We start from the raw sequence: 5237 nt of genomic DNA on the forward strand, positions 1-5237 counted from the left end.
GACCAATCCCTCACGCCGCCCTCGCACTGCTCGGCCCCAGGGGGCCTCACAGGCTTCGGACGGCTGCGCCGGACTCCGTCCGTCGGCTCCGGGGCCGGGGAACACCAAAAACTCCGCCCGGCGGCGCGAACGTCCTGTCGCGCCAGCCTCGCACCGTCGGGCGGCAACAACGTCGGAGCTTCACCGCTTCCCCGCTTCACGGCTCCGTATGCCAGGGCGCACAGTGCGGTTTACGGTCCCGCACTGCGTTCCCGAGCGATCGGCCTGTGACCTTCGCACAGAGGTCACAGGCCGATCGTGTTTTGAGTTTCGGGAACACCTTGGGAACAAGATCAAGAGAATGCCGGCGCATGGTCCCGCCATGGCGAGCATCGTGGAACGCCGCAACAAGGGCGGGACGACCACCTATCAGGTGAAGTGGCGCCAGGGTGGCGAGTGGCAGTCCGAGAAGTTCGGTGAGCGCGAGCACGCCGAACAGTTCAAAGGGCTCGTCGAGGCGCACGGCGGGGTCTGGCCGTACGGCTGGGTCCGTGGGCGCGGCTTCGTCGAGCCTGACGCGCAGGACGGCGACATGCCGTTCACCAAGTGGGCCGAGCAGTACATCGACAGGCTCACCGGCATCGAGGAGCGGACGCGGTCCGACTACCGGCGGGAGCTGCGTCGGCATCTGTCGCTGCTGCGGCACACCGACCAGTACGGTCAAGTCCACCCCGCGACGATCTGCAACATCACGGCGCTCGATGTTCAGGACTGGGTGAGGTCCCAAGAGCAGGGCGAGCGCAACGCGGAGAACCCCGAGAAGTGGGTGCGCCGGCCCGCGAACCCGAAGAGCATCGCGAACCGGCACGGCATCCTGTTCTCCATTGTCCAGGCCGCATTGGAGGCCACGCCGCCGCTGAGGACGGCGAATTGCTGCGCCAACCTGGTATCTGATCAACATCCTGGGCTGACCCCGCCGCCCAGCCGCCGGCCCCCTCTCGCGCTGCGTGCGCGGGAGGGGCATGCGTTCGGGGTCAGTGCAGGGCGTCAATCGCCTTCGTGACCAGCACCCGGGCCTCGGCGCCGTACACGGCCATGCTGCGTAGCTGCTCAAACGCTTTCAGGTACATGGCAATCTCGGACGGCTGGGTGACGTTCACCTGCGCCGACAGGAGCTCGACCGAGACGAGATTGTCGTCGTAGATATGGAATGTCTCCTGCGGCCACATCGCCCGCTCACTCGTCGCCATCGGGACGATTCCAAGAGAGACAGCAGGCAAGGCACCAGCGGTCAGCAGGTAGCCCAGCTGCGCCGCCATCTCCTCGGCAGTGCCCAGTTGGTAATAGAGCACGGCCTCCTCGATCAGTAGGACGCAGCGATGTCCGGGTTCGTGGATGACCCGCGATCTTTCAACGCGGGCAGCTGCTGCCTCTGCTCCGTCGTCCGGGACGTCGAGGAAACGCGCGTTGCTGCTCAGCAGGGCTCGAGCGTAGCCCTCGGTCTGGAGTAGTCCGGGCACCAGCGTCGGCGAGTACACGCGGAACACGCCAGTCGACCGGTACAGGCTCACGTAGCTGTCCTGCAGCTGTTTCAGGCCAGTTCGAACCCGGCGGCGCCACTCGGTGTACATGGACTCTGCGTGGCGGGAGGCCGCGATGAGGTCGGCAGCCTGGTCCATCGCGTTGCACGCGCGGCACCAGAGGCGTATGTCCGTCGGCGACGGTGGCGTCTTGGCGTTCTCGATCCGCGATGACTTCGCATGGTGCCATCCGCACTGAACGGCCAGCTCAACCACCGTGAGACCGGCGTCCTTCCGTAGATCACGTAGCTGCCGCGCGACGTTCTCGCGGGCAACCTGCGCTGCGGACGACGGTGAGATGGGCATGAGCTGGCCTGTCCAGTTCTTTCTGTCAGCGAATCTCGTACTGGTCGTGCGGGATGGCGCGGCGCCATACGGCCTCAAAGGCGTCGTCGCACTGCTTCACGACACTCGGTTCGGTGCGGAGTTCGAGTCCGGGTTCAGCCCAGTTCCCGTCGCCGGTGAAGTGGTTGAACAGCACCGATGCGCCATCGAAGATCCACAGGTCGTTGCCAGGCAGCATCAGGTCAGAGGCGCGCCGCCTGGGAAGCCATTGCACCTGTTCGCCAGCGTGGACGTTGACGGTGGTCCCGGCGTGCTCGTAGCGGATGTAGTCGGTGACGGGCTCGGACACGACACGGGCGCGCCGGACGACGACGCCGCGCGCGACGGCTCGGGAGATCAGATCTACCCATGGGGTCCAGTACTCCGAGCCAGGGTCGGCGTCTCGCTGGCCCGTCGCGATCCAGGTGGCGAAGTCCTGGGCCTCGTCGCCGACTCCGTAGACGTCGCGCATTTCCAGGTGGACAGCGGAGTGTTGGGCCGCCTCCATGAGGTCGTTAAAGCTTGGCGCGTTCTGCGGCATCACAGGCCTCCCTCAGCATGGGCACCAGGTGGACGGGGATACGGATGACCGTCTCGTGGTCTGGGATTCCCTTGGCGTGTCCCGGCGCCGTGTTTTCCGCGCACTGAGCCCGGGTCTCGTCGTCGGCGGCATAGCTCTGGAGCACGATATCCGCGTTCTCCAGGTCCACCCACGCCGTCGGCGATCCGCTCTGACCTGTGTTCGGGTCGATACCGATGAACTGTAAAGCCATGGCTGCCTCCGCCCTTGGCATGTGCGTTGATGTGCATCAATCTGCTTTGGGACCAACAGGTGGTCAAGGGCGAGAAGTGGCCATGTCTCGCCGTCCATAAAGCTGCACGCACATCCATGCACAACACTGGGCGTGGTGCACATCACTTCTCTACGGTCCTGGTCATGGAGACGGGAACCCGGCCTGCCGCGGCCGTCAACGCGGCGAATCCTGGCTGGTGTCACTGGCACCGTGGCTCGTCGGAGACGGCGGAGCTGGTCCAGTACGGGGAGCGGTCGTCCGGTGCGCCGGTGGCGCTGTACGCGTGCGCGCCGTGCCGCGAGCAACGCGGCCTCAAGCCGCTCCGGGACCCGTCGTGAAGCCGCGCCCCAACACGACCGGTAAGTCGTGGAACGGCTACTGCTGGGCCTCGTTCCAGGGCGGCCGTGCGCGCTGCACTCGCGATCCGGAGCACCGCGGGGACCACGAGGACTACTACACACCAGCTCGCTGGCCGAACCGCGGACCGGAGCCGCAGTGAGCGCGCCCAACGTCGTGTGGCTGCCGACCGCCCTGCCCTGCCGAGAGCGGCCAGTACCGCCCGTGCAGTCCCTCACCTTGGAGCAGTACGCCGGCCGGGCCTGCTTCGCCTGCGGCAAGCCCCTCACGACAGGGGCCGTCTCGCGCGGCAAGGCCTTCGGCCGGGATGGTGCTCACGTCCTCGATACCGAGGTGTGGGCCTGCCCATGAACCCCGCACGCGCGTTCCCGTCGGTGAGGGCGCGCGCTGCGGTGAAGCGAGGCGTCCGATGGCGAGCAGTACAGGGCGCCCGCTGCCTGGCCCCGGTCGGCCGGAGTCCCGTCCCAGCCGGCCGGGGCTCCCAAGACACTCGCTCTGGCCCCGTGGCCCTGCAACAGGCCTGGACGCTCTGCCGATCCGGGCGGGCCTTCATTGCGTATGTGGCCAGAGCGGGCCCAAATCCCCGTCCCGGTCGAATTCCTGGCCGGACCGTGACCGAGACGGGGCCGGGCCCAACCCCATGGGCGGGTCCATCGCAAGTGCACGACGACACGGAGACGGACTCCCTGTCGACAGCACACCCGGAGGTCACCATGCGGTAAATCGCCTCGATGTGGTCAAGAACGGCGGCGACGAGGACGACGGCAAGGGCGGCAACCCGCCCACCGGCGACTCGGACGACGGCCGCCAGTACCTGACCCGCTGACGCTCGCTGAGTGACGCACCATCGGCCCGCACCCGCCGGGGTGCCGGGCCATCCATAGGAAGGGGACACGGGATGGCTCACTGGCACGCGCACTCATGGACCGGACACGAGCGGCCCGCAGACAGCGAGCGCACCAACCCGGCCAACCCAACGCCCCCGCTGGAGACAGCTCACTGGCTGCTGAAGGCCCGCAGTCACGTCGTGGACACGTTCGACCTCCCCGCAGGCGCAGAGCAGGCGTATGCCTGGCTGGAGGGCGAGCTGAAGCAGCACGAGCGCGGGCCTCACGATCTCGCCGCCGAAGCGCAGCTGGCACATGCGCGTGACCGTCTCGACCGCGGCGCCGACGTCGTATGGGGGTACTACTCGGCGCGTGGCCGCTACGTGTCCCGCACACTGGTCGTATGCCCGCGCGAGGGCTACGCCTGCCCGGCGCCGCCGTAGCAGCGGCGAGACCGCCCCGGCCCGCCGTCCCCCGTCGGCCGGCCGGGGCTCTGCCATTGCGGACTCGTCGCGACGGACGGGCCACTCTCCCCCGTAGAACAGGTGTGGAGCCATTCCCGGGGCGCATGCCAGAACGGTCTACAGCACGTGTCCCGTCTCAACGAAGTTGGTCGTCCGTATGACGCTGACCAGCGTGGATTGGGTTGGATGAGACAGCGGTTCGTTGACACGAAAGGTCGGCACTACCGCGGCGGGGTCACACCCCCAGTTGTCCGTTGCCATTCAACTCGTTCGCCGTGTCATCGCACCCAGTCGAGGATCTTCTTGACCTTGGCGTGCCAGGATGCCGGAGACGCGACCGTCAGCACGTCGATGAAAGGAGCTAGCCATGATTAGCGGTGCACATGTCATCCTCTACAGCCAGAACGCCGAGGCGGACCGTGCTTTCATCCGTGACGTCCTCGACTTCCCCGGCGTCGACGCGGGGGCGGCTGGCTCATCTTCAAGTTGCCCCCAGCCGAAGTCGCCGTGCACCCGGCCGATGGCCCACCCCGGCACGAGTTCTACCTGATGTGCGACGACCTGGATTCCCAACTCGGCGAGTTCCGCGCCAAGGGCGTCGAGATCACCCGCCCGGTAAGCGAACAGCCCTGGGGCAAACTGACTGCGATCCGGCTTCCCAGCGGCGCCGAACTTCCGCTGTACGAACCGCTGCACCCCATCGCCCACAGCCTGTGACCCCACAGCACTCAACTCGGCCCATCACACGACGCACGGCCCCGCCCGATCCACCCCAGCCGGGTACAGCCACCCAGCATCCCCTGCGCACTCAGTCGCGCGACTAAGGGCTGTCCCGTAATCCCCGGCGGGCGCACGACGACAGCTACGGCACCTCGCTGCGTTGTCGGATCGCCCGAATACGCCCAGTATGAG

General features: G+C 67.3%; 8 protein-coding genes. 5 read left to right on the forward strand and 3 right to left on the reverse strand.

What is annotated here, in order from left to right:
• Positions 1 to 361 precede the first annotated feature (361 nt).
• Complete coding sequence (locus ACWGI8_RS38765) at positions 362 to 1042, forward strand: hypothetical protein (protein ID WP_453668139.1); 681 nt, start codon at positions 362 to 364, stop codon at positions 1040 to 1042.
• On the opposite strand, the gene ACWGI8_RS38770 is transcribed toward ACWGI8_RS38765, so the two are convergent.
• The 3 genes from ACWGI8_RS38770 to ACWGI8_RS38780 are packed head-to-tail and all read right to left on the reverse strand — an operon-like array spanning position 1014 to position 2656.
• Complete coding sequence (locus ACWGI8_RS38770; RefSeq protein ID WP_453668140.1) at positions 1014 to 1865, reverse strand: helix-turn-helix domain-containing protein; 852 nt, start codon at positions 1863 to 1865, stop codon at positions 1014 to 1016. The genes ACWGI8_RS38765 and ACWGI8_RS38770 overlap by 29 nt on opposite strands.
• A gap of 25 nt (positions 1866 to 1890) precedes the next feature.
• Positions 1891 to 2424: a DUF6879 family protein gene (locus ACWGI8_RS38775; protein ID WP_453668141.1), complete on the reverse strand. Its 534-nt coding sequence runs from the start codon at positions 2422 to 2424 to the stop codon at positions 1891 to 1893.
• Positions 2399 to 2656 carry a hypothetical protein gene (locus ACWGI8_RS38780; RefSeq protein ID WP_453668142.1) on the reverse strand — a complete coding sequence of 86 codons (258 nt, stop codon included), beginning with the start codon at positions 2654 to 2656 and terminating at the stop codon, positions 2399 to 2401. The genes ACWGI8_RS38775 and ACWGI8_RS38780 overlap by 26 nt, the downstream gene beginning before the upstream one ends.
• Before the next feature lie 164 nt (positions 2657 to 2820).
• Between ACWGI8_RS38780 and ACWGI8_RS38785 the strand changes: the two genes are divergently transcribed.
• The 4 genes from ACWGI8_RS38785 (at position 2821) to ACWGI8_RS38800 (ending at position 5042) form a co-directional block, all read left to right on the forward strand.
• Entirely contained in the window at positions 2821 to 3015 is a 195-nt protein-coding gene (locus ACWGI8_RS38785; RefSeq protein ID WP_453668143.1) for a hypothetical protein, read from the forward strand.
• A gap of 157 nt (positions 3016 to 3172) precedes the next feature.
• Positions 3173 to 3385, forward strand: a complete 213-nt coding sequence (locus ACWGI8_RS38790) for a hypothetical protein (RefSeq protein WP_453668144.1) — start codon at positions 3173 to 3175, stop codon at positions 3383 to 3385.
• Between the two features lie 547 nt (positions 3386 to 3932).
• A complete protein-coding gene (locus tag ACWGI8_RS38795) occupies positions 3933 to 4304 on the forward strand; it encodes a hypothetical protein (RefSeq protein ID WP_453668145.1) in 372 nt (123 codons plus the stop codon).
• Between the two features lie 507 nt (positions 4305 to 4811).
• Positions 4812 to 5042 carry a VOC family protein gene (locus ACWGI8_RS38800; protein ID WP_453668146.1) on the forward strand — a complete coding sequence of 77 codons (231 nt, stop codon included), beginning with the start codon at positions 4812 to 4814 and terminating at the stop codon, positions 5040 to 5042.
• Positions 5043 to 5237: the final 195 nt, after the last annotated feature.

It is taken from the genome of Streptomyces sp. NPDC054841 (assembly GCF_053611045.1).